At 71.7% G+C, this 20,600-nt stretch carries 20 protein-coding genes and 1 tRNA gene; 5 read left to right on the top strand and 16 right to left on the bottom strand.

Translation table 11 applies throughout. The features are described from left to right. Window positions 1-2 precede the first annotated feature (2 nt). The 4 genes from EOT10_RS13255 to EOT10_RS13240 all read right to left on the bottom strand — a co-directional run bounded on the left by EOT10_RS13255 (window position 3) and on the right by EOT10_RS13240 (window position 2,722). Entirely contained in the window at window positions 3-443 is a 441-nt protein-coding gene (locus EOT10_RS13255; protein ID WP_189491526.1) for an SRPBCC domain-containing protein, read from the bottom strand. 92 nt (window positions 444-535) lie between these two features. After that, window positions 536-1,381 (bottom strand): SCO1664 family protein, encoded by an 846-nt coding sequence (locus EOT10_RS13250; RefSeq protein WP_127828363.1) that lies wholly within the window; start codon window positions 1,379-1,381, stop codon window positions 536-538. After that, window positions 1,345-1,935, bottom strand: a complete 591-nt coding sequence (locus EOT10_RS13245) for a DUF3090 domain-containing protein (RefSeq protein ID WP_127828362.1) — start codon at window positions 1,933-1,935, stop codon at window positions 1,345-1,347. Before EOT10_RS13245 ends, EOT10_RS13250 begins: the two co-directional genes overlap by 37 nt. Window positions 1,936-2,035: 100 nt before the next feature. Then, on the bottom strand, window positions 2,036-2,722 hold the full coding sequence (locus EOT10_RS13240) for a histidine phosphatase family protein (protein WP_127828361.1): 687 nt from the start codon (window positions 2,720-2,722) through the stop codon (window positions 2,036-2,038). Between the two features lie 62 nt (window positions 2,723-2,784). Between EOT10_RS13240 and corA the strand changes: the two genes are divergently transcribed. Continuing rightward, the gene (gene corA / locus EOT10_RS13235) at window positions 2,785-3,783 is read left to right on the top strand and encodes a magnesium/cobalt transporter CorA (RefSeq protein ID WP_189491522.1); all 999 of its coding nucleotides are present in this window, start codon (window positions 2,785-2,787) and stop codon (window positions 3,781-3,783) included. A 17-nt stretch (window positions 3,784-3,800) separates the two neighbouring features. Here corA and EOT10_RS13230 read toward each other — a convergent pair whose 3' ends face one another. Together EOT10_RS13230 and EOT10_RS13225 are read right to left on the bottom strand one after the other, a co-directional pair. Next, window positions 3,801-4,589, bottom strand: coding sequence for a ferritin-like domain-containing protein (locus EOT10_RS13230; RefSeq protein WP_127828360.1), 789 nt, complete (start codon window positions 4,587-4,589; stop codon window positions 3,801-3,803). Window positions 4,590-4,870: 281 nt separating this feature from the next. After that, window positions 4,871-5,926: an LLM class F420-dependent oxidoreductase gene (locus EOT10_RS13225; RefSeq protein ID WP_127828359.1), complete on the bottom strand. Its 1,056-nt coding sequence runs from the start codon at window positions 5,924-5,926 to the stop codon at window positions 4,871-4,873. A 139-nt stretch (window positions 5,927-6,065) separates the two neighbouring features. Here EOT10_RS13225 and EOT10_RS13220 point away from each other — a divergent pair, with 139 nt between their 5' ends. Both EOT10_RS13220 and EOT10_RS13215 read left to right on the top strand, forming a co-directional pair. Next, entirely contained in the window at window positions 6,066-7,049 is a 984-nt protein-coding gene (locus EOT10_RS13220) for an aldo/keto reductase (RefSeq protein ID WP_127828358.1), read from the top strand. 341 nt (window positions 7,050-7,390) lie between these two features. Beyond that, window positions 7,391-9,751, top strand: coding sequence for a helix-hairpin-helix domain-containing protein (locus EOT10_RS13215; RefSeq protein ID WP_431313288.1), 2,361 nt, complete (start codon window positions 7,391-7,393; stop codon window positions 9,749-9,751). 103 nt (window positions 9,752-9,854) lie between these two features. Here EOT10_RS13215 and EOT10_RS13210 read toward each other — a convergent pair whose 3' ends face one another. Then, on the bottom strand, window positions 9,855-10,568 hold the full coding sequence (locus EOT10_RS13210) for a hypothetical protein (protein WP_127828356.1): 714 nt from the start codon (window positions 10,566-10,568) through the stop codon (window positions 9,855-9,857). A gap of 47 nt (window positions 10,569-10,615) precedes the next feature. On the opposite strand from EOT10_RS13210, the gene EOT10_RS13205 reads away from it, so the two are divergent. Next, entirely contained in the window at window positions 10,616-10,804 is a 189-nt protein-coding gene (locus EOT10_RS13205) for a DUF5703 family protein (protein ID WP_067429589.1), read from the top strand. A gap of 76 nt (window positions 10,805-10,880) precedes the next feature. Here EOT10_RS13205 and EOT10_RS13200 read toward each other — a convergent pair whose 3' ends face one another. The 3 genes from EOT10_RS13200 to EOT10_RS13190 form a co-directional block, all read right to left on the bottom strand. Next, a complete protein-coding gene (locus EOT10_RS13200; protein WP_127828355.1) occupies window positions 10,881-11,603 on the bottom strand; it encodes a chaplin in 723 nt (240 codons plus the stop codon). A gap of 140 nt (window positions 11,604-11,743) precedes the next feature. After that, window positions 11,744-11,977, bottom strand: coding sequence for a chaplin (locus tag EOT10_RS13195; protein WP_127828354.1), 234 nt, complete (start codon window positions 11,975-11,977; stop codon window positions 11,744-11,746). Between the two features lie 158 nt (window positions 11,978-12,135). Beyond that, entirely contained in the window at window positions 12,136-13,461 is a 1,326-nt protein-coding gene (locus EOT10_RS13190) for a M20/M25/M40 family metallo-hydrolase (RefSeq protein ID WP_127828353.1), read from the bottom strand. A gap of 188 nt (window positions 13,462-13,649) precedes the next feature. Here EOT10_RS13190 and EOT10_RS13185 point away from each other — a divergent pair. Next, window positions 13,650-13,737: transfer RNA gene (locus EOT10_RS13185), tRNA-Leu, on the top strand. 103 nt (window positions 13,738-13,840) lie between these two features. Here EOT10_RS13185 and EOT10_RS13180 read toward each other — a convergent pair. From EOT10_RS13180 to tal, 6 genes are read right to left on the bottom strand one after another with little or no spacing between them, the layout of a single operon-like run. Next, entirely contained in the window at window positions 13,841-14,437 is a 597-nt protein-coding gene (locus EOT10_RS13180; protein WP_127828352.1) for a histidine phosphatase family protein, read from the bottom strand. 4 nt (window positions 14,438-14,441) lie between these two features. Next, window positions 14,442-15,317: a phosphogluconate dehydrogenase (NAD(+)-dependent, decarboxylating) gene (gene gnd / locus EOT10_RS13175; protein ID WP_127828603.1), complete on the bottom strand. Its 876-nt coding sequence runs from the start codon at window positions 15,315-15,317 to the stop codon at window positions 14,442-14,444. 17 nt (window positions 15,318-15,334) lie between these two features. Then, window positions 15,335-16,981, bottom strand: a complete 1,647-nt coding sequence (pgi, locus tag EOT10_RS13170; RefSeq protein WP_127828351.1) for a glucose-6-phosphate isomerase — start codon at window positions 16,979-16,981, stop codon at window positions 15,335-15,337. Continuing rightward, complete coding sequence (opcA, locus tag EOT10_RS13165; RefSeq protein ID WP_127828350.1) at window positions 16,974-17,909, bottom strand: glucose-6-phosphate dehydrogenase assembly protein OpcA; 936 nt, start codon at window positions 17,907-17,909, stop codon at window positions 16,974-16,976. The genes pgi and opcA overlap by 8 nt, the downstream gene beginning before the upstream one ends. Continuing rightward, complete coding sequence (zwf, locus tag EOT10_RS13160) at window positions 17,906-19,438, bottom strand: glucose-6-phosphate dehydrogenase (RefSeq protein ID WP_127828349.1); 1,533 nt, start codon at window positions 19,436-19,438, stop codon at window positions 17,906-17,908. Before zwf ends, opcA begins: the two co-directional genes overlap by 4 nt. Further along, window positions 19,435-20,571, bottom strand: a complete 1,137-nt coding sequence (gene tal / locus EOT10_RS13155; RefSeq protein WP_223280959.1) for a transaldolase — start codon at window positions 20,569-20,571, stop codon at window positions 19,435-19,437. Before tal ends, zwf begins: the two co-directional genes overlap by 4 nt. Window positions 20,572-20,600 lie beyond the last annotated feature (29 nt).

Below are 20,600 nucleotides of genomic sequence, written 5' to 3'. Positions count from 1 at the left end.
TGTCAGGCCTCGACCGTGGCGCGGATGGCGCCCGAGAGACCGAAGTGGCGGATGCCGTGCAGCAGATGGGCCCGCAGGCCGGTGACGAAGTACGTCCACCCCTGGGTCTGCCCGACGGCCCGCGCGGCGCCCTCCAGGCCCTCGCCGAAGGGCTGCTCGGTGATGGTGAGCAGCGTGGCCGCGCCGTCGTCGGCCCGCTCCAGCTCGATGGTCACGTCGCCGCCGGGCCAGCTCCACGAGATCAGCCGGTCCGTCTCCACGGGCCCGATCTCCACGTCGAAGGTCGCGTCGACATGGCCGAAACGCCAGGTCACCGTGGTGCCGGGGATCATCGGAGCCGATGCGTCCGACGTGAAGAAGCTGGACAGGCCCTCGGGGCTCACGATGGTGTTGAACACGTCCTTCACGGGCCGGGCGATCCGGTCCTCGACGATCAGTTTCACGGCGTGGCCTCCGTCCGGACGGGTTCCTTCGAACGTAGCCGCAGCCAGTGACATACGCCCCCCGAGAGCCCCCCGGGACGGCCGCGCGCGGCTCAGACCGGCGGCCACGGGATGGCGGGCCACTCCCCGCTCGGCTCCCGGTGCTTCCCCGTCTTCAACAGCGCGTCGACCCGTGCGCGTACGGCGTCCAGCTCGGCGTCGGTGATCAGCTCGGCGAGCCGCAGCGCCAGGGGCTCGCCCGCCCCCAGGGCGCCTGTGAGCCCCTTCAGGGCCTCGGTCGCCTCTCCGGTCAGGGGCTCCCCCGCCCAGCCCCACAGAAGGGTGCGCAGCTTGTCCTCGGTGTTGAAGGTCACTCCGTGGTCGATGCCGAAAAGGTGCCCTCCGGCGTCGATCAGGAGGTGACCGCCCTTGCGGTCGCCGTTGTTGATCACCGCGTCGAGCACTGAGAGGCGCCTCAGCCGGGCGTCGTCGGCGTGCACGAGGAGCGCCGTGCGCCCCTCGCCGACCTCCGCGAACCCGACGGCCTTCCAGCCGTCGCCCGCTTCCTCACCGTCCACGAGAGCCAGCAGATCACCGCCCTCGGCGGGCTCGTCGGGCTGGTCGATCCACAGCTGGACCATGCCCTCCCCGTACGGCCCGTCCCGCAGCACCGTCGGCGGTACGAGGCCCCAGCCCAGCGCCTCGGAGACCGTGTAGGCGGCGACCTCGCGGCGGGCGAGGTTGCCGTCGGGGAAGTCCCACAGGGGGCGCTCGCCGGCGACGGGCTTGTACACGCAGGACGCCTCGCTGCCCGCGTGGGTCACCGTGCACAGGAGCACCGCGTTCGACGCCTCCCGGATCCGCCCCCGCACCGCGAGCTCGCCCCGGGTGAGCAGTTCGAGCTGCTCCGTGTCGGAGACGGTCACGCTCCTCGCCGGTATCCGTTCTGACGCGGGCATACGTGTCCCTCCGGGTCGAGCGGCAGACTGCACAGCGGGCACGGCGGACGCCCCGCGTTGACGACGTCGAGGGCCCGCTTGGCGAAGGCGCGCGCCTGTACGCCGGTGAGCCGGACCCGCAGCATCGGGGGGCCGTTCTCCTCGTCCTGGAGCAGCCGCTCCTCGGCCTCCGCGAGGTCCTCGTCGGTGTCCGCGTCGAGTTCGACGAGGGCCTGCGCCTCGACGATCATCCGCTCCTCCTCGCCGTCCCAGGCGAGGGCCATCGTGCCGACCCGGAACTCCTCGTCGACGGGCGACTCCAGGGGCGCGGTGTCGGAGATCTCCGTGGGCGTGACGGCGGGCACGGAGGCGTTCCCGCCGCTGCGGCGCACGACTTCGTCGAGGAGCTCGTCCATGCGCTCGGCGAGCGCGGCGACCTGGGTCTTCTCCAGGGCGACGCTCGTGACACGGGCGCCGGCCGAGGCCTGGAGGAAGAAGGTGCGGCGCCCGGGGAGCCCGACCGTACCGGCCACGAAACGCTCCGGCGGGTCGTAGAGGAACACCTGACGGGACACGTCCTGTCTCCATTGGGATCGACTGCGGGGACCGACTGCTTGATCGAGCGCGGCGACGACTGCGGTCACCGCGACGGCTTCACCCTACTGCGGCGGACGATCACGGGGCGCCCGCACCGCCTCCGACAGGTGCGTCCCCCTCCGCGGGCTTCTCGCGCCGGGCGAGCGACGCGAAGTCACCGGTGTCGCCGAGGCGGACGAGATAGGGCCGGAGCCGGGTGTAACGGATCGCCGTGATGGAACACGGCTCTACGGAGATGCGCTGGAAGAGGTCCAGATGAAGCCCTATCGCGTCCGCGACGAGCGACTTGATGATGTCGCCGTGCGAGCACATCAGATAGGTGGCGTCGGCGCCGTGGTCGCGCTCCACGCGCGCGTTCCACTCGCGTACGGCCTCCGCGGCCCGGTGCTGCATGGCGCGCATGGACTCCCCGCCGGGGAACGCGGCGGCGGAGGGGTGCTGCTGCACGACCTCCATCAGCGGCTCGTCGACGAGTTCGGCGAGCTTGCGGCCCGACCAGTCGCCGTAGTGGCACTCGCCGATGCGGTCGTCGGTGTGCGGGGTGAGCTCCGGCCGCGCGGCCAGCAGGGGGGCCAGCGTCTCCTGGCAGCGCTGCAGGGGGCTGGTGACGATCTCGGCGAGGGGCACCTCGGCGAGCCGTCCGGGCAGCGCGGCGGCCTGCGCGGCGCCCCGCTCGTCGAGGGACACACCGGGTGTCCACCCGGCGAGCAGGCCCGCGGTGTTGGCGGTGGAGCGTCCGTGCCGGACGAGGATCAGCGTGGGCATGCGGGCCAGCCTAGAGCCGGCGCGGCGTGCGGGGAGGGCGACCCCTGGGAAGAATCTGTCTCGTGATCGTCGACTGCGGCATCTACCGGAACGGGCGCAGGACCGAGGGGCCCGCGGACTTCTGCGACGCGCTCGCGGAGGCGAAGGCGGCCGGGGACTCCTTCGTGTGGATCGGCCTGCACGAGCCGACGCAGCACGAGTTCGACCGGGTCAGCGAGGAGTTCGGGCTGCATCCGCTGGCCGTAGAGGACGCCCTCAAGGCGCACCAGCGGCCGAAGCTCGAGGTGTACGACGACTCGCTGTTCGTGGTCCTCAAGCCGGTCGTGTACGAGCCGGAGAGCGACCGGGTCTCCTCGGGAGAGCTCATGCTGTTCCTGGGCGACGCGTTCGTGGTGACCGTCCGGCACGGCGAGGGCGCACCCCTGAGGGCCGTACGCAAACGGCTCGAAGCCGATCCCGAGGTGCTGCGGCACGGGCCCACGGCGGTGCTCTATTCGGTCGCCGACGCGGTAGTCGACCACTATCTGGAGGTCGCGAGCGAGCTGCAGGCCGACCTGGAGGGCCTTGAGACGGAGGTGTTCTCCCCCGAAGGGGGCGGCTCGCGCCACACGGCGTCCCGGATCTACACGTTCAAGCGCCAGATCCTGGAGTTCCGCCGGGCCACGGGCCCGCTGACGGTCCCGCTGACCAGGCTCGCGGGCACGGGCCAGTTCATGGCGTCCGTGCCCTTCGTGGACGAGACGGCGCGGCCCTTCTTCCGGGACGTCATGGACCATCTGCTGAAGGTCAACGAGTCCGTGGACGGCCTCGACCGCCTCGTCTCGGACGTCCTCTCGGCGCACCTGGCGCAGATGAGCGTGCGGCAGAACGACGACATGCGGAAGATCTCCGCGTGGGCCGCCATGGCCGCCGTCCCGACCATGATCGCGGGCGTCTACGGCATGAACTTCGACCACATGCCGGAGCTGCACTGGATCGGGTCCTATCCGGCCGTGATCCTCGTGATGGTCGGGCTCGAGGTGCTGCTCTACCGGCAGTTCAAGCGGCGCGGCTGGCTGTAGCGCCCGGCCCGCCCCGGCTACGCGAACTCGGCCGCGCTCTCCGGGGGCCCGCCGAGCGCGTTGCGCCGCTCCGGCATCGTCAGGGACACCATCCGCCGCCAGCCACCGAGGCGCTCGTACGCGTACACGGCGTGGATGCCCGCGGCGAGCAGGGCGGCCTTGGCCTTCGGCCAGCCCAGGATGCGCCCCATGTGGTCCATCACGGCGAGGCTGACGTCGCGGTAGACCCGGATCTCCGCCAGGGCGCACTCGCGCAGGATGCGCTGGATGTCGCGGCCGTGGCCCGCGTACGCGAACCGCAGCAGCTCCTCGTGGCAGTACGCGAGGTGGTTGTCCTCGTCGGCCGAGATCATCTTCACGGCGTGGCCGATGCCGGGGTCGCCCGCGAAGTGCTTGCGCAGCAGGTCCATCTGCTCGGAGGCCCGCTGCTCGGTGACGCGGCTGTGGGCGAGGTACGTGACGATGTCCCGGACGGTGAGCCGTTCGTCGCGCTTGAGCTGCTCGTGCGCGAGGCCGATGCCGTGCTGTTCCAGGAGCATCGTGTAGTCGGTCTCCGGCGGGACCTCGACGGGCTCGAGACCGCGCTTCTTCATGAGGGCGTTGAAGATCCGCCCGTGCTTGTCCTCGTCGGCGCCGTGCCGCGCCACCTTGGGCGCGAGGTCCCGCTCGCTCGCGGGCACCAGGTCGGCGATACGGCCGTTCTCCCAGCCGCCCTGCGACTCCCCGCTCGCCGCGATGGAGCAGAAGAGCCGGAACGACTCGTCGTTGTCGAGGATCTCCTGGAACAGGCTCTTGGCCGACAGCATCTCTGGCACCTCCGTGCGCGCCGCGCGTTTCCGTGCAGGGTTCCGCCGAAAACGAGTCAAATGCGGCATGCCGGACCAGGCAACAGCAGTGTGCGGCCACTCGGCCGGAAGAAGGGCCCGGGCCGGGCGTTCCAGGGCGTAACCACGGGCGCGATGGGGCGTTGTTACCCGTGACGGCCGTGGCGGGGAAGACCCCCGAGCCCCCACCACGGCCGCAGAACTTTCCCTCTCCCCGTTACGCCAGTCCGGCCCTGCCCCTCCCTCTCCCCCTGTCAGGCCGGTTACGCCAGTCCGGCCCGCTCCAGGGCCTCGGTGCCGGCTCGCAGGGCCGCGATCCGCTCGTCGAGCGTGAAGCCGGCGGGAGCCAGCGTCAGGGTGGTCACCCCGGCCGCGGCGTAGGCCTGCATCCTCTCGGCGATCCGCTCCACGGAGCCGAGCAGCGTCGTCGAGTCGATCAGCTGGTGCGGCACGGCCGCGCCCGCACCCTCCTTGTCGCCGCCCAGGTACTTGTCCTGGATCTCGGCGGCCTCCTTCTCGTAGCCCATGCGCTGGGCGAGCTGGTTGTAGAAGTTCTGCTTACGGCTGCCCATGCCGCCGACGTACAGGGCGGTGTACGGGCGGAACATGTCGGCGAGCGCGGGCACGTCCTGGTCGGCGCCGAGCGCGAGCGGCAGCGTCGGGACGACGTCGAAGCCCTCCATCGTCTTCCCGGCCTTCTCGCGCCCCGCGCGCAGGTGCGTCAGGGCGGTCTCCTCCAGGTGCTCGGCGGCCGGGAAGATCAGCAGGGCGCCGTCGGCGATCTCGCCTGTCTGCTCCAGGTTCTTCGGGCCGATCGCCGCGATGTAGAGCGGGATGTGCTCGCGCTGCGGGTGCACGGTCAGCTTGAGCGGCTTGCCGGGGCCGCCCGGCAGCGGCAGCGTCCAGTGCTCGCCCTCGTAGGAGAGCCGTTCCCGGCTCATCGCGCGGCGCACGATGTCGACGTACTCGCGGGTGCGGGCGAGCGGCTTGTCGAACTTCACGCCGTACCAGCCCTCGGAGACCTGCGGGCCGGAGACGCCGAGGCCGAGGCGGAAGCGGCCGCCGGACAGGGAGTCGAGGGTCGCGGCCGTCATCGCCGTCATCGCGGGCTGGCGGGCCGGGATCTGCATGATCGCGGAGCCGATGTCGATGCGCTCGGTCTGCGCGGCGACGTAGGCGAGCACGGTCGGCGCGTCGGAGCCGTAGGCCTCGGCGGCCCAGCAGACGGCGTAGCCGAGCTTGTCCGCCTCCTTGGCCACGGCCAGATTGTCCGCGTCCATTCCGGCGCCCCAGTAACCGAGGTTGATGCCGAGCTGCATGGCCGATCCCCTTACCCATCGGTAACGTCTTTGTCGGGGCACCCTAGCGCGCCCCTGGCGCGGCCGATTCCGGGCCGGTGGAGGCCGGTTGTCCACAGGCCCCCGACGAACCGGCGTCCGGCCAGTAATCTCAGCGCCCATGGAGCAGAGGCATCTCGGCCGCACCGGCCTGCGAGTGTCCCGGATCGGGCTCGGCACCCTCACCTGGGGCCGCGACACCGACGAGCACGACGCCGCGGACCTGCTGAAGACGTTCTGGGAAGCGGGCGGCACGCTCGTCGACACGGCCGACGTCTACGGGGGCGGGGAGGCCGAGTACGTCCTCGGGCAGCTCATCGAGGGCCTCGTACCGCGCCGCGACCTGGTCATCGCGACGAAGGCGGGGAGCGTGCCCGACCCGGACCGCCGCTTCGACGGCTCGCGCGGCCACCTTCTCTCCTCGCTCGACGCGTCCCTCGCCCGCCTCGGCACCGACTACGTCGACCTCTGGCAGATCCACGCCTTCGACCCGGCCACCCCGCTCGACGAGACGCTCCAGGCCCTCGACATCGCGGTGAGCAGCGGCCGCGCCCGGTACGCGGGCGTCGCCGGCTTCTGCGGCTGGCAGCTCGCCAAGGCCGCGACGTGGCAGCTGGCGGCACCCGGTATACGGACCCGGCTCGCAGGTACGCAGATGGAGTACTCGCTGCTCCAGCGCGGAGTCGAACGGGAGGTGCTGCCCGCGGCGCTCGACCTGGGCATCGGCCTGCTCCCCTCGTCCCCCCTGGGACGCGGAGTCCTCACCGGCAAGTACCGGCACGCGACCCCGTCCGACTCCCGGGGCGCGTCCGACCACATGGCGCCCTTCGTGGCGCCGTACCTCGACGACGCCGCGACCCGCATCGTCGACGCGGTCACCACGGCGGCGGACGGTCTCGCGGTGACCCCGCTCCAGATCGCCCTCGCATGGGTCCGCGACCGGCCCGGGGTGGCCGCCCCCGTCATCGGCGCGCGCAACGCGCAGCAGCTCACGGCGGCGTTGTCAGTGGAGGCGCTTAGTCTTCCTGACGAGATCTGCCAGGCGCTCGACGACGTGTCGGCGCCCGTGCACCGCTATCCCGATCAGGACTGGAGCACGCTGTGAGTACGGAGCCCGCCGCCACGGAGGGCCTCGCGGCCCCGGACGCGACCCCCACGGCCGCGACCGGCACCGAGCATGAGCCCGACACCACGGACACCGCCGCGGAAGCCGTTCCGGAGGGCGCCGGTGCCCGCGCCGAGGCCGGCGCGACCGACACCGGCGACGGGTCCGGGGCTGCCGAGGACGGGGGCGGCGCCGCCGTGGCCGGGAGCGGCAGCGGCGCCCCGGCACAGAGCGGCGACGTCGCCGGTGGCGGAGGCGCATCCGAGACCGCCGCCGGACGTGAGGCCGAGGATGACGTCGACGCGCCCGGCGGAGCCGAAGGCGAGGCCGCAGTCGCGGGCGTGACAGAAACCGCTACTGGCGACGAAGCCACCGCCGAACGGGAGGCCGACGGTGACGTCGACGCCCCCAGCGGAGCCGAAGGCGAGGCCGGGGGCGAGGCCGAGGGCGTGACCGAAGGCGGGGGCGAGGCCGCCGCCGTCACCGCCGGCGAGATCGACTCGGAAGCCACCGCCGACGGCGCGAGCTCATCCGAAGCCGCCGCCGACGGCACGTCCAGGGCCGCCGATGGCGAGGCCGACGCCGCAGCCCAGGCCTCCGACGCCCGACACGAAGGCCAAAGCGATGCCCAGGGCGAAGGCGCCGCCGAAGGCGAAGGGAAGGCCGAAGCCGACGGCGCCGGAGGCGAAGCGCCCTCCGAGGCCGCCGCTGAGATTGCCGCGCAGCGGGCGTTGCAGGAGCGGATCGCTCAGCGGAAGGCGGCCAAGGAAGGGCCCATCGCGGCCGGTGGGAAACTGAGCGGGACCGCCGCTGATCTGCTCGCCGCCGTTCGGGCCGTCGAGAGTGGTGCGCGGCCCGTCGCCGCGTTCAGTGAGCCGGCGCCCGCGCCCCGCAAGGTCGCGACCGAGCCCGTCCGCCGCGCGCCAGCCACCGCCCCCGCGGGTCCGGCCGAGCCGGGCGTGGAGGCCGTCGAGGCCGTGCACGCCGTCCTGTCCGAGGGAGGCGCCCCCGCCGCGCTCGCCGCGCCGGCCGCGGCGGCGCTCGGCGAGGGGGCCGACGGCGCGCTCCGCGAGGACCCGTGGCAGCTGCTCCGGGTCGCGGGCGTGCGCCCCGAGCAGGCCGACGGTTTCGCCCGTGCACTGCTCGGCGCCGAGTGCCGCCCCGAGGACGAACGCAGGGGCCGCGCCGTCACCGTATGGCTGCTGGAGCAGGCAGCCGTCGCGGGGCACACGGCCCTGGACGCGCCGCTGCTCGCGGACGCGCTCGGCAAGCGTGCCGTGCCCGATCCGGACGAAGCGGTGCAGAGCGCCATCGCGGAGGGCGACGCGCTGGTCTTCCAGGACGCGCTGGAGGAGCCGGGTGCCCCCGCCCCGGAACAGGAGGACGGTGAGGAGGCCGAGCGGCCGGTCCGGGTGCTCGTCGGCCTCGAGCGGTACGCGCTCGCCGAGGAGAGCCTGGCCGACGGCCTCGCCCGGCTGGTCAACTCCCTGTCCAAGGAGGACGGTTCGCAGGCCCGCGCGGACTGGGAGCCCGCCGCCGCGGCGGCCGGCGGTTCGACCGCCGAACTGATCAGGACGGTCGCCGGACACGGCCTCGTCCTGCACACCGGCGCCGAGGCGGCCCTCGCGGAGCCCGCCGCCCTCGTCCAGGCCGCTGCCCGTCTGGGCCTGCGCGTGTGCGCGGCGGCACACAGCGTCGACGGGCGCCGCCGCCTCGCCGAGCACTTCGGCCCCGGCGCGCCGGAGGGCACCGCGGTCACCGTGGCGGGCCTGCTGTCCGGCGCCGAGGGCCCGGGCCGGGACCGGGACGGGGCCCTCGCCGTGGATCTGCTGGTGGTCCTGGACGCGCCGCAGCTGGACGTGGAGACGGCGGCGATGCTCGCCGAGTCGCTGCCCGACGGCGCCCGGCTCGTCCTCAGCGGCGACCCGGCGGTCCTGTGGTCCGCGGGCCCCGGCCGGGTCTTCGCGGACCTCCTGGCCGCCCGCGTCTGCCCGCAGATCGCCTCCCGCACCCCTGACCCCGGCCCGGTCGGCGAGCTGGTCTCCGGGATCGGCGTGGGCGAGCTGACCCAGGTCGAGGCACCCGGCAAGGAGGTCGTGATCGTGCCGGTGCGGGACGCCGCCGAGGCGATCCACCGGGCCGTACAGCTGGTCGCCGACTCGGTGCCCCGGGCGATCGGCATTCCTGCGGAGCAGACCCAGGTGATCACTCCGGGGCACGGCGGCGCGGCGGGCACACGCGCGCTGAACGCGGCCCTCAAGGAGCGCCTCAACCCGGGCCCGGGCCGCTTCGGCGGCTTCGACCCCGGCGACCGGATCGCGTACGTGCCGGCCCCTGGCCGCACCGTGCCAGGCCGGGTGGTGCGGGCCGACGCGGAGGGCCTGCACCTGGACTGCGCGGGCGAGCCGGTCGTCGTACCGCAGGACGCCGTGGAGAGGACCGTGCGGCACGGGTGGGCGCTGACCGCGCACCAGGCGGTGGGGCTGCGCTGGCCCGCCGCGGTGGTCGTGCTGCCGGGCGACGCGACGCAGGCGCTGAGCCGCCCGTGGGTGTACACGGCGTTCGGGCGCGCGGAGCGGCATCTGTCCGTGGTGCACGGCGCGGACGCGGCGCTGCCGCGCGCCGTGGCCGAGGTGGCGGCCAAGCCGCGCACGACGCGCCTGGGCACCCTGCTGCGCGCGCAGGTCCCGCCGGTGCAGTAGACGGCGAGCGGCAGGGGCGGCGGGCCGATCACGGTCGGCCCGCCGCCCCTGCCCCTCACACTCTGCCCCTCACACCTTGCCGCTCACATCACTGCCGGCCGCCTCAGCGGTCCGCGTCGAGCCGCTCCCGACCGTCGTCCGCCGCGTCCTCCGTCCCCGTGGGCCCCTCGTCCTCGAGGTCGCCGTCGAGCTCGTCGTCGAAGACCGCGCTCACGTCGAAGCGGCACACGACCCGTTCCGGATCGGCCTGGTCGAAGGGGGCGTCCAGCCACTCCCCCGGCTCCGCAGGTTCGTCCGAGGCCGTCACCCACAGCGTGGAGTCGCCCTCCTCCAGGCCGAACTCCTTGTGCCGGGAGGCGATTTCGTCGGGTTCGAACTCTCCGAAGAGAACACCGAGGGCGGCGTGCACGCTGCTCCCGACGGCGTCGGCGGCCGCCTCGGCCCCGTCGCCGAGGTCCGTGTCGCCCTCCACGTCGGCGACGCGCTGGGCCTGCGCCAGGAGCCGCTTCGGCTCCACCACGGCGTAGTCGCGGCGGATCAGCACGCTCAGGGCGTTCGGTTCCTCGGGACCGGTGTACGGCGGAAGCGAGTCCTCCGTGCCGGGGATCTCGAAGGGGGTTACCTCGTCGTAGCGGTCGTAGAGGAGTTCGTCGTACTCCTCGGCCGCCGCGGCCAGTTCGTTGAACGCTTCGTAGACGGCCGGATCGTCCTCACCCGACCTGCGCTCGACAGCCGCCAGGTGGCGGTCGAGCGCAGCCTTGACCGCCTCGGCGGCGGCGCGTACCTCGGCAGTGGTGGGCTGCGCAGCATCAGACATAGTGCAGACGCTATCCGTACACGGCCCCTGGCCGCACAATAGATGCGATGCCGGAATACGAATTTGTCGACGTGTACGTCCCTCGCGGGGTCTCCCGCAAGGACGCCACCCGTCTGCTCACCGACCATGCCGAGTACGGACACTGGGAGTTGGACCGACTGAGCCTGCTGCGTGACGGCAGCCGCAGGGTGCGGTTGCGCCGGCGGATCATCCGTCAGCTGCGCGCCACGTGGTGAGTGAACGGAGCGGGCCCCGTCGTCGTGGGACCCGCTCCGTTCCGCACCTGTTCAGTCACGCCGCGTCACGCGGCGCTCACACGCGTGCCCGCGCCCGCCGGTAGAGCACCGCGCCGGCGAGCAGTGCGCCCGCTCCGGCCGGCAGGACGGTTCCGAGGGGCAGCGAACTGCCCGTCTCGGCCAGCTGGTCCGAACCCCTGGGCTGGGTGACGGTCTGCGTCCCCGGGTGGTTCGGGGTGCCGGGGTGCTGCGGCGTCGTCGGCGTACCCGGGTGGTGGGGCGTGCCGGGGGTGTGCGTCGGCGGCGTCACCGGCGGCTTGGCCGGCGGCTTCGGCTTGCCGCCCGACTCGTTGGCGCAGTCGTTGTCCGACGCCCCGTTGAGAAGCCCGATGACGGAGACGCTGTTGCCGCAGACGTTGACCGGTACGTCGATCGGGGCCTGCACATGGTTGCCGGAGCCGATACCGGGCGAACCGCTCGTGCCCCCCTCGGCGGTGGCGCCGCCACCGTGGTGGCCGCCGGTGTGACTCCCACCATGGTGACTGCCGCCGTGCTTCGACGTGTTGGCACAGTCGTTGCCCGCCGCGGGATTGAGGAGCCCGACGACGTTCACGGTGTTGCCGCACGCGTTGACCGGGACGTCCACGGGAAGCTGGACGGTGTTGCCGGAGAGAATTCCGGGCGATCCCGACGAGCTCCCGGCTGCTCCGGAGTCTGCGTGCGCGTAGCCCCCGGACACGGCGAGTACGCCGGTCGCGGCCGCCACGGTGATCAGGCCTTTACGCGTGACCTGTCGCATAGCTTTAACCTGCCTTATGCCTTGCGGAATGCGCACGGGCATCCATACGCGTGCGCGGAATGCCCAATCGGCCCCGGAGCGCATGGCGCGCACTCCGGGGCCGACGGACTCAGACCCTCAAGGGGTGATGCACAGCAGCGTCACTTGTTGACGCAGGAGTTGCCGAAGGTGGGGTTCAGCAGCCCGATCACGGACACCGTGTTGCCACAGGCGTTCACCGGGATGTGGACCGGAACCTGGATGACGTTGCCCGAGATCACACCGGGGGAGTTCACGGCGGCACCCTGGGCACCGGCGTCGGCAGCGGCGATGCCCGCGGCAGCGAGCACGAGACCACCAGTGGCAGCCGCAGCAGCGACGACCTTCTTGATCATTGTTCCTCCTTGTTGGCAATGCAGTCCCAGCCGCGGACTGCACCCCCTGTAACGAGGAGGGACTGATGAGGCTACGAGCCCATGTTTCCTTTCACTCTTTCCAGTTCCGTACGCACACACTGCCGAATGTCACGCACCGCCGCGTATCGGGATCCCGGTCAGGACGCGTCGATGAACCGGTCGAGTACGCGCACGCCGAACTTGAGCCCGTCGACCGGGACCCGCTCGTCGACGCCGTGGAACATGCCCGCGAAGTCCAGCTCCGGCGGCAGCTTCAGCGGCGCGAAGCCGAAGCCGCGGATGCCGAGGTCGTCGAAGGACTTGGCGTCGGTGCCGGCGGAGAGCATGTACGGCACCGCGCGCGCGATCGGGTCCTCGGCCTGGAGCGCCGTCTGCATGGCGTCGACGAGCGCGCCGTCGAACGTCGTCTCCAGCGCCTTGTCCGCGTGCACGTCCTCGCGCTTCACGTTCGGGCCGAGGATCCGGTCCAGGTCGGCGAGGAACTCCTCCTCGTAGCCGGGCAGATACCGGCCGTCGACGTGCGCGGTGGCCTGGCCGGGGATCACGTTCACCTTGTAGCCGGCGCCGAGCTGCGTCGGGTTGGCGGTGTTCTGCAGCGAGGCGCCGATCAGCTTGGCGATGCCGCCGAGCTTGGCGAGCGTCTCGTCCATGTTCTCCGGGTCGAGCTCGGTGCCGAGGGCGTCGCCGAGCTCGTCGAGGAAGTGCCGCAGCGTCTTGGTGACCCGCACCGGGAACTTGTGCCGGCCCAGGCGTCCGACGGCCTCCGACAACTCGGTGATCGCATTGTCCTTGTGGATCATCGAACCGTGGCCTGCGGTGCCGTCCACGGTCAGCTTCATCCAGTGCATGCCCTTCTGGGCCGTCTCGACGAGGTAGAGCCGCAGCTTCTCGTTCACGGTGAACGAGAAGCCGCCGACCTCGCTGATCGCCTCCGTGCACCCCTCGAAGAGGTCCGGGTGCTTGTCGACGAGGTGCCGCGCGCCGTACGTGCCGCCCGCCTCCTCGTCGGCGAGGAAGGCCAGGACGATGTCGCGCGGGGGCTTGCGGCCGCTGCGCAGCCGGTCGCGGACGACCGCGAGGGTCATCGCGTCCATGTCCTTCATGTCGACCGCGCCGCGGCCCCACACGCATCCGTCGGCGATCTCGCCGGAGAACGGGTGGTGGGTCCAGTCCGCCGCGTTGGCCGGGACGACGTCGGTGTGTCCGTGGATCAGGAGCGCGGGCCGCGAGGGGTCCTCCCCCTGGATCCTGGCGACCGTGGAGGCCCGGCCCGGGTGCGACTCGAAGATCTTCGGTTCGAGCCCCACCTCGGCGAGCTTCTCCGCCACGTACTCGGCGGCCTTGCGCTCACCGGGGCCCGAGTGGTCGCCGTAGTTGCTGGTGTCGATCTGGATCAGCTCACGACAGAGGTCGACTACCTCGTCCTCGCCCGAGACCGCCTTGCCCGTGCTCGACTCGCTCACGCCTGTTCCTCCCGCTGTCGCTGCTGGTGGTCCCCCTCATCCTCTCTCTCCCGGGGCCGCGGCCCAAGGGCGGGCGGGTGTCGTCATCAGCCGTTCACAGCACAGGGGTGGCGGGATCTGGCACCCCTCGGGGCCTGGTAATGTTCTCTCTGTCGCCGCGAGGGAAACCCCGCGAAGACAGACACCTTGTCCGGGTGGCGGAATGGCAGACGCGCTAGCTTGAGGTGCTAGTGCCCTTTATCGGGCGTGGGGGTTCAAGTCCCCCCTCGGACACCAGCAGGAACCCCAGTCGATCTGGGGTTCTTCTGTTTTTACGGCTCACGCACCACGAAGCCCCACGGTCCTTGCGGGCCGTGGGGCTTTCGCGCGGTCGCGCGGGTCAGTCGTGCGCCGGGCGCACGTTCCACTCCGCGATCACGGGCCGGCCGTGCTCCGTGGAGAGCCGGCTCACCGTCCCGGTCGCGAGCTGGAACAGGCGGCCGTCCGCCGGGGCGAGGCCCAGGCGGCGGGCCGTGAGGACGCGCAGGATGTGGGCGTGGGCCACGAGGACCACGTCGCCTTCCGTGAGCGCCGGGGCCACGCGGGCCAGGACGCGGTCGGCGCGCTCACCGACGGCGCGCGGGGACTCGCCGGGGCCGCCCTCGGGGCCCTGCGGGACGCCCTGGGTCCACAGGTCCCAGTCGGGGCGGGTGCGGTGGATCTCGCGGGTGGTGACGCCCTCGTAGGCGCCGTAGTGCCACTCGTGGAGATCCGGTTCGGTCCTGGTCCCGGACAGGCCCGCCAGGTCGGCGGTACGGACCGCGCGGCCGAGGGGGCTGGTGAGGACCAGGGCGTACGGGTGTCCGGCGAGGAGCGGGGCGAGGGACTTGGCCTGTTCCTCGCCGTGCTGGGTGAGGGGCTTGTCCGTCCAGCTGGTGTGCTGTCCGGACAGGCTCCACTCCGTCTCGCCGTGGCGGACCAGAAGGAGGTCGCCCATGGCGCTACTTCTTCTCGACCGCGTGGCCGCCGAACTGGTTGCGCAGGGCGGCGATCATCTTCATCTGCGGCGAGTCCTCCTGGCGCGAAGCGAAGCGCGCGAAGAGCGAGGCGGTGATCGCGGGCAGCGGCACGGAGTTGTCGATGGCCGCCTCGACGGTCCAGCGGCCCTCTCCGGAGTCGGCGGCGAAGCCGCGCAGCTTGTCCAGGTGCTCGTCGTCCTCCAGGGCGTTGACCGCGAGGTCGAGGAGCCAGGAGCGGATGACGGTGCCTTCCTGCCAGGAGCGGAAGACCTCGCGCACGTCGGTGACGGAGTCGACCTTCTCCAGGAGCTCCCAGCCCTCGGCGTAGGCCTGCATCATGGCGTACTCGATGCCGTTGTGGACCATCTTGGAGAAGTGGCCGGCGCCGACCTTGCCGGCGTGGACGTAGCCGTAGTCGCCTTCGGGCTTGAGGGCGTCGAAGACCGGCTGGACGCGGGCGATGTGCTCCTTGTCGCCGCCGACCATGAGGGCGTAGCCGTTCTCCAGGCCCCAGACGCCGCCGGAGACGCCGGCGTCGACGAAGCCGATGCCCTTGGCGGCGAGCTCGGCGGCGTGCTTCTCGTCGTCGGTCCAGCGGGAGTTGCCGCCGTCCACCACGATGTCGCCGGGCGAGAGCAGGTCGCCAAGCTCGTCGATGGTGGACTGGGTGGCGGCGCCCGCGGGGACCATCACCCAGACCACGCGCGGGCCTTCGAGCTTGTCGACCAGTTCGGCGAGGCTGCCGACGTCGGCGAGGTCGGGGTTGCGGTCGTAGCCGATGACGGTGTGGCCCGCGCGGCGGATGCGCTCGCGCATGTTGCCGCCCATCTTGCCGAGGCCGATCAGTCCGAGCTGTATCGCGGTCATGTCTTTCTTCACTTCTTCCGGAGCGTGCGGTAGGTGGCGACGAGCGCCTGGGTGGAGGCGTCGAGGCCGGGGACGTCGGCGCCTTCGGTGAGGGCGGGTTCGACGCGCTTGGCGAGGACCTTGCCGAGCTCGACGCCCCATTGGTCGAAGGAGTCGATGTGCCAGATCGCGCCCTGGACGAACACCTTGTGCTCGTAGAGGGCGATGAGCTGGCCGAGGACGGACGGGGTGAGCTCGCTCGCCAGGATGGTGGTCGTGGGGTGGTTGCCCTGGAAGGTGCGGTGGGGCACCTGCGCCTCGGGGACGCCCTCGGCGCGGACCTCGTCGGCGGTCTTGCCGAAGGCGAGGGCCTGGCCCTGCGCGAACAGGTTGGCCATCAACAGGTCGTGCTGGTCTGCGAGTTCGGCGGAGAGCTCCCCGACCGGGCTCGCGAAGCCGATCAGGTCGGCGGGGATCAGCTTCGTGCCCTGGTGGATGAGCTGGTAGTAGGCGTGCTGGCCGTTGGTGCCGGGGGTGCCCCAGACCACCGGGCCGGTCTGCCAGTCGACGGGGCGGCCCTCGCGGTCCACGGACTTGCCGTTGGACTCCATGTCGAGCTGCTGGAGGTACGCGGTGAACTTCGACAGGTAGTGCGAGTACGGGAGGACCGCGTGCGACTGGGCGCCGTGGAAGTTGCCGTACCAGACGCCCAACAGGCCGAGCAGCAACGGGACGTTGGACTCGGCGGGGGCGGTGCGGAAGTGCTCGTCGACGAGGTGGAAGCCGTCGAGCATCTCGCGGAAGGCGTCCGGGCCGATCGCGATCATCAGCGAGAGGCCGATGGCGGAGTCGTACGAGTAGCGGCCGCCGACCCAGTCCCAGAACTCGAACATGTTGGCCGTGTCGATGCCGAACTCGGCGACCTTCTCCGCGTTCGTCGACAGGGCGACGAAGTGCTTGGCCACGGCGGACTCGTCGCCGAGCGACTTGAGCAGCCAGCTCCGCGCGGAGGTCGCGTTGGTGATCGTCTCGATCGTCGTGAACGTCTTCGAGGCGATGACGAACAGCGTCTCGGCGGGGTCGAGATCGCGTACCGCCTCGTGGAGGTCGGCGCCGTCCACGTTCGACACGAAACGGACCGTCAGGGAGCGGTCGGTGAAGGGCCGCAGGACTTCGTACGCCATCGCCGGGCCGAGGTCCGAACCGCCGATGCCGACGTTCACGACGTTCTTGATGCGCTTGCCGGTGTGGCCGGTCCACGCACCCGAGCGGACCTTGTCCGCGAACACTGCCATCTTGTCCAGGACGGCGTGCACCTGCGGGACGACGTCGACGCCGTCGACCTCGATCACGGCGCCACGCGGGGCCCGCAGCGCCGTGTGCAGCACCGCCCGGTCCTCGGTCGTGTTGATCTTCTCGCCGCGGAACATCGCGTCGCGCTGCCCGAACACGTCAGTGGCGGTGGCGAGTTCCTGGAGCAGGGCGAGGGTCTCGTCCGTGATCAGGTGCTTGGAGTAGTCGATGTGCAGGTCGCCGACCCGGGCGGTGTAGCGCCGGGCGCGGCCCGGGTCGGTGGCGAACAGGTCCCGCAGGTGGACCTGACGCTGCGCGGCCCGGTGGTCCTCAAGGGCCGTCCACTGGGGGCGGTTCGTGAGGCGCGGGGTGGTGTCAGGCATGGTGAACGCGCTCCTTGGTGCCGTCGCCGCCCAGGGCGACGGCGTACATCTCGTCCGCGTCGAGGCGGCGGAGTTCTTCGGCGATCAGCTCGGAGGTGCTGCGGACCTTCAGGGCGAGGGTGCGCTGCGGCTGGCCGGGCAGGGTGAGCTGGGCGAGGGGGCCCTCGGGGCGGTCGATGCGGATCTCGCCGTTGGCGGTGCCGAGGCGGACCGCGGTGACGACCGGCCCCGGGGTGGTGACGCGCTCGACGGGCACGCCGAGGCGTACGCCCAGCCAGCGCGCGAGGAGTTCGGCGCTGGGGTTCTCGGCCTCGCTCTCGACGGCCGCGGAGACGACCTCCTCGCGGGCCTGGTCGAGGGCGGCGGCGAGCATGGAACGCCACGGGGTGAGGCGCGTCCAGGCGAGGTCGGTGTCGCCGGGGGCGTACGAGGCGGCGCGGGCGGCGAGCGCGGCCAGCGGGTCCTCGACGGCGTACGTGTCGGTGATGCGGCGCTGGGCGAGCGCTCCCAGGGGGTCCTTGACGGGGATCTCGGGGGCGTCGACGGGCCACCAGACGACGACGGGCGCGTCCGGGAGGAGCAGCGGCAGGACGACCGAGTCGGCGTGCGCGCTGACCTCGCCGTACATACGCAGGATCACGGTCTCGCCGGTGCCGGCGTCCGCGCCGACCCTGACCTCGGCGTCGAGGCGGTTGCCCTGACGGTCGCGGGGCGAGCGGGCCTGCCGCTTGATCACGACGAGGGTGCGCGAGGGGTGCTCGCGGGATGCCTCCTCGGCGGCCTTGACGGAGTCGTAGGCGTTCTCCTCGTCGGTCACGATGACCATCGTGAGGACCATGCCCACGGCCGGGGTGCCGATCTCCCTGCGGCCCTGCACCAATGCCTTGTTGACCTTGCTTGCCGTCGTGTCGGTCAGGTCGATCTTCATGGCCTGCGCCAGCTCCGTCCGTCTCGTGCGAGCATCTCGTCCGCTTCCTTCGGGCCCCAGCTTCCCGAGGCGTACCGCGCCGGCCGGCCGTGGGTGTCCCAGTGCTCCTCGATGGGATCGAGGATCTTCCAGGACTCCTCCACCTCCTCCGTGCGGGGGAAGAGGTTGGCGTCGCCGAGCAGGACGTCCAGGATGAGCCGTTCGTACGCCTCCGGGCTGGACTCGGTGAAGGACTCGCCGTAGGCGAAGTCCATCGACACGTCCCGGATCTCCATCGACGTACCCGGGACCTTCGAGCCGAAGCGTACGGTCATGCCCTCGTCGGGCTGGACGCGGATGACGATCGCGTTCTGGCCGAGCTCCTCCGTGGCCGTGGAGTCGAACGGGGAGTGGGGGGCGCGCTGGAAGACGACGGCGATCTCGGTGACGCGGCGGCCGAGGCGCTTGCCGGTGCGCAGGTAGAACGGCACGCCGGCCCAGCGGCGGTTGTCGACCTCCAGCTTGACGGCGGCGTAGGTGTCGGTCTTCGACGACCGGTCGATGCCGTCTTCCTGGAGGTAGCCGGGGACCTTCTCGCCGCCCTGCCAGCCGGCCGCGTACTGGCCGCGGACCGTGTGCGCGCCGAGGTCGCCGGGCAGCCGCACGGACTTGAGGACCTTGAGCTTCTCGGTGAGGAGCGACTCGGCGTCGAACGCGGCCGGTTCCTCCATGGCGGTCAGGGCCATGAGCTGGAGGAGGTGGTTCTGGATGACGTCGCGGGCGGCGCCGATGCCGTCGTAGTAGCCGGCGCGGCCGCCGATGCCGATGTCCTCGGCCATGGTGATCTGCACGTGGTCGACGTAACTCCGGTTCCAGATGGGTTCGTACATCTGGTTGGCGAAGCGGAGGGCCAGGATGTTCTGGACGGTCTCCTTGCCGAGGTAGTGGTCGATGCGGAAGACCTGGTCGGGGGCGAAGACGTCGTGCACGATCGCGTTGAGTTCGCGGGCGCTGGCGAGGTCGTGGCCGAACGGCTTCTCGATGACCGCGCGGCGCCACGACCCCTCGGGCGCGTCCGCGAGACCGTGCTTCTTGAGCTGCTGCACGACCCGGGGGAAGAACTTGGGCGGCACGGACAGGTAGAAGGCGTAGTTGCCGCTGGTGCCGCGCTTCTCGTCGAGCTCGTCGACGGCCTCGCGCAGCTGCTTGAACGCGGTGTCGTCGTCGAAGTCGCCGGGGATGAAGCGCATCCCCTCGGCGAGCTGCTGCCAGACCTCCTCTCGGAACTCGGTGCGGGAGTGCTCGCGCACCGAGTCGTGGACGACCTGGGCGAAGTCCTGGTTCTCCCACTCGCGGCGGGCGAAGCCGACGAGCGAGAAGCCCGGCGGGAGCAGTCCGCGGTTGGCGAGGTCGTAGACCGCCGGCATGAGCTTCTTGCGGGAGAGGTCGCCGGTGACGCCGAAGATGACGAGCCCGGAGGGGCCCGCGACACGCGGGAGGCGGCGGTCGCGGGGGTCCCTCAGGGGGTTCTGCCAAGCGGTGGTGCTCACTTGGCCTGCGCCTCCTTTACGGCGAGGCGGTTCGCGACGGCGCCGAGCAGGTCGTTCCAGGCCACCTCGAACTTGTCGACGGCCTCGTCCTCGAGCTGCTGGACGACCTCGTCGTAGGAGATGCCGAGCTTCTCGACGGCGGCGATCTCGGCGCGCGAGGCGTCGTAGGTGCCGGAGACGGCGTCGCCGTGGATGTCGCCGTGGTCGGCGGTGGCGAGGAGGGTGCCTTCCGGCATGGTGTTCACGGTGCCGGGGGCGACGAGCTCGTCGACGTACAGGGTGTCCTTGTACGAGGGGTCCTTGACGCCGGTGGAAGCCCACAGCGGGCGCTGCTTGTTGGCTCCCGCGGCCTCCAGGCGCGTGGCGCGCTCGGTGGCGAAGACCTGCTCGTACGCCTCGTAGGCGAGGCGGGCGTTGGCGAGGGCGGCCTTGCCCTTGAGCGACGTGGCCTCGTCGGTGCCCACCTTGGACAGGCGCTTGTCGATCTCGGCGTCGACGCGCGAGACGAAGAACGACGCGACGGAGTGGATGACCGACAGGTCGAGGCCCGCGGCCTTCGCCTTCTCCAGGCCGGCGAGGTAGGCGTCCATGACCTCGCGGTAGCGCTCCAGGGAGAAGATCAGGGTGACGTTGACGCTGATGCCGAGGCCGATGACCTCGGTGATGGCGGGGAGGCCCGCCTTCGTCGCCGGGATCTTGATCATGACGTTGGGGCGGTCGACCAGCCAGGCCAGCTGCTTGGCCTCGGCGATCGTGGCCGCGGTGTCGTGGGCCAGGCGCGGGTCGACCTCGATGGAGACGCGGCCGTCACGGCCGTCCGTCGTGTCGTACACGGGGCGCAGGATGTCGGCGGCGGCGCGGACGTCGGCGGTCGTCATCATGCGGACGGCCTCGTCGACGGTGACCTTGCGGGTGGCGAGGTCGGCGAGCTGCTCCTCGTAGCCCTCGCCGGAGCCGATGGCCGCCTGGAAGATCGAGGGGTTCGTGGTGACGCCCACGACGTGGCTCTTCTCGATGAGTTCGGCGAGGTTGCCGGACTCGATGCGCTTGCGGGACAGGTCGTCCAGCCAGATGGAGACGCCTTCGGCGGAGAGGGACTTGAGGATCGGCGAGGCGGGGGTGGCGTTGCTCATGTTCTTCTTCATCTTCTTTCGAAATGCTT

Origin of the sequence: Streptomyces antnestii, assembly GCF_004005495.1 — a bacterium.
Taxonomy (GTDB): domain Bacteria; phylum Actinomycetota; class Actinomycetes; order Streptomycetales; family Streptomycetaceae; genus Streptomyces; species Streptomyces antnestii.
Note: the sequence above shows the minus strand (reverse complement) of the source record. Positions and strands in the feature narration are given on the sequence as shown.